The following is a 2522-nucleotide window of genomic DNA, read 5'->3' on the forward strand; positions in this document are numbered from 1 at the left end:
GGACGTTCCCGGCCGGCGGACGTCCGGCCTGGTCCGGCCCCTCCCCCGTCCCCCAGCCCACGATGGGTCAGGCGCCGTCGCCCTCTTCGGGGTACCGCTCGCCATCGGGGCAACCGGCGCCGGTTCCGCAGCAGATGCGCCCCGCCGCGCCGATGCCCGCCGCACCGCGGGCGACGGACGGGCGGCAGCCGTATCCGGATCCCGGGTATCAGCCCTACGGTCGGCCCGCCCGGGGGTACTGAGGCGCGGTTCGGCCCTCCCGCTCCCGGGAGCCGCGAGGAGGTGGGAGCGGGACCGCTGCCCGGAGGGAGGACGGGCTCCGCGTGGTTCCCGTCCCGGTCGGTCGCGCCGTGAGGCGGGGCGACCGACCGGGACGGCTTCGGGGACGCCCGGGCGGGAGGGGACGCGGCGGAGTGGGCACCGCTCCGGGGGCTTTCCGAAGGATTGTCCACCGGGATGGACCGGGGGTCAGACCTCCACGTCCTCCAGGATGCCCAGGGCGTCCGGGACCAGTACGGCCGCCGAGTGGTAGAGGCTGACCAGATAGGACATCACGGCTCGGTCGTCGATCCCCATGAAGCGGACGTTGAGCGAGGGTTCGACCTCGTCCGGGATGCCCTCGCACCGCAGGCCGACGACTCCCTGGTCGTCCTCCCCGGTCCGCATCGCCAACACGCTGGTGGTGTTGGCGGACGAGATCGGGATCTTGTTGCAGGGCAGCAGCGGGATGCCCCGCCATGCCCGGACCGTGACACCCGCGATCCGCATCGGTTCGGGGTGGATGCCGCGAGCGGTGCACTCCCGGCCGATCGCCGCGATCGCCTTCGGATGGGCGAAGAGGTAGCGGGTTCCGCGACGGCGCGAGATCAGCTCGTCGAGGTCGTCGGGGGAGGGCGGGCCGCTGCGGGTGTGGATGCGTTGACGCAGGTCCGCGTTGTGCAACAGGCCGAACTCCCGGTTGTTCAGCAGTTCGTGTTCCTCTCGTTCGCGCAGCGCCTCCACCGTCAGCCGGATCTGCTCCCGGAGCTGGTTCATCGGCTCGTTGTAGAGGTCGGCCACCCGGGTGTGCACCCGCAGCACCGTCTGCGCGACACCCAACTCGTACTCGCGCGGTGCGGGATCGTAGTCCACGAAGGTCCCCGGCAGTTCCGGCTCCCCGTGGTGACCGGAGGCCAACTCGATCTCCGCCTCGCCCCTGCGGTTCTGACGGGGCAGCACCCGTCCGGTGAAGGCGTCCAGGTGGGCTCGGAGGGCGGGGAACTCCTCCCCGACCCGCCGGAGGGCGGCCAGCGGTAGGGCGAGCACGGTGCAACGGGTCGCGGCACGCAGTCCGGTGCGCCAGGTACCCGGGTCCGTGCCGACCATGGCCCCTTCCCCGGCGTGGTCGCCGTCGGCGAGCGTCTCGAGTTCCGCGGCACCCTCGTAGGGACCGGGGAGCAGGCGCCGAACCTTCCCGTGGGCGATGAGCAGAACCTCGGTGATCGGGGCTCCGGCCACGGCCAGGTCCTCGCCCGCCGCGTACTCGCGTTGTTCGCAGCGATCGGCCAGCGCGCGCAGTTCCTCTCCGTCCGGAAAGCCCGACAGGGGTGGCAACTCGGTGAGTTGAGCCGGGATGACGCGCACCGACGAACCGGAGACGACGAACTCCACCCGGCCGTTGCCCACGGTGTGGGTCAACCTCCGGTTGACCCGATAGGTTCCGCCGCGCACGTTGACCCAGGGAAGGAGTCGGGGCAACCAACGGGAGGAGATGCCCTGCATCTGCGGAGGCGTCTTGGTGGTGGTCGCCAGATTCCGGGCGGCCGTCGTGTCCAGGCTGCTCGGCGGGGACTGGGTCATGGGATGGGTGGAGCCTTTCGTGAGAGGTGTGGAAGCACACGGTGCCGACCGCGTCCGGCGTCGCGGACACGGAAATCGGACCCCGTCGCGCCGATGCGGGGACGGGGTCCCGGAAGGGGGGCGGAATTCCGACGGGGGACCGATCCGATCACACCGGGACCGATCCCCCGCCGGACACCACGAGTCGAAGGACTTTTCCGCTCGACTCCCCGAATTCACCGATCGAATTCGAGGGTTCGAATCAGCGGCCGATTTCGACGTCCTCGAGAATTCCCAGGGCGTCGGGAACGAGAACGGCAAGTGAGTAGTAGGCGCTGACCAGATACGACATGATGGCCTTGTCGTTGATACCCATGAAGCGGACCGACAGACCGGGCCGGTACTCGTCCGGGATTCCGGTGTGGTGCAGGCCCACGACACCGCGGTCCTGCTCGCCGGTGCGCATCACCACCACGGAGGTGGTGCCCCGCTCGCTCACCGGAATCTTGTTGCAGGGCAACAGCGGCACCCCCCGCCAGGAGGGCACCGACCGACCGGCGTACTCGATGCTGCCCGGGTGGATGCCGCGAGCGGTGCACTCCCGCCCGATCGCCGCGATCGCCTTGGGGTGGGCCAACATGACGGTGGGGTTCTTCCACACCGTGGCGAGAAGTTCGTCGAGGTCGTCGGGGGTGGGCGGGCCG

Annotated in this window: 1 protein-coding gene and 1 pseudogene; both read right to left on the reverse strand. The window is 70.5% G+C overall.

Annotation, left to right across the window (positions count from 1 at the left end; all coding sequences use genetic code 11):
- Positions 1-468: 468 nt before the first annotated feature.
- Positions 469-1839 carry a family 2B encapsulin nanocompartment shell protein gene (locus FNQ90_RS19455; RefSeq protein WP_182607546.1) on the reverse strand — a complete coding sequence of 457 codons (1371 nt, stop codon included), beginning with the start codon at positions 1837-1839 and terminating at the stop codon, positions 469-471.
- A 241-nt stretch (positions 1840-2080) separates the two neighbouring features.
- Positions 2081-2522 (reverse strand): annotated as a pseudogene (locus FNQ90_RS19460) (Crp/Fnr family transcriptional regulator); the annotation flags it as partial.

It is taken from the genome of Streptomyces alkaliphilus (genome assembly GCF_014141535.1).
Taxonomy (GTDB): domain Bacteria; phylum Actinomycetota; class Actinomycetes; order Streptomycetales; family Streptomycetaceae; genus Streptomyces; species Streptomyces alkaliphilus.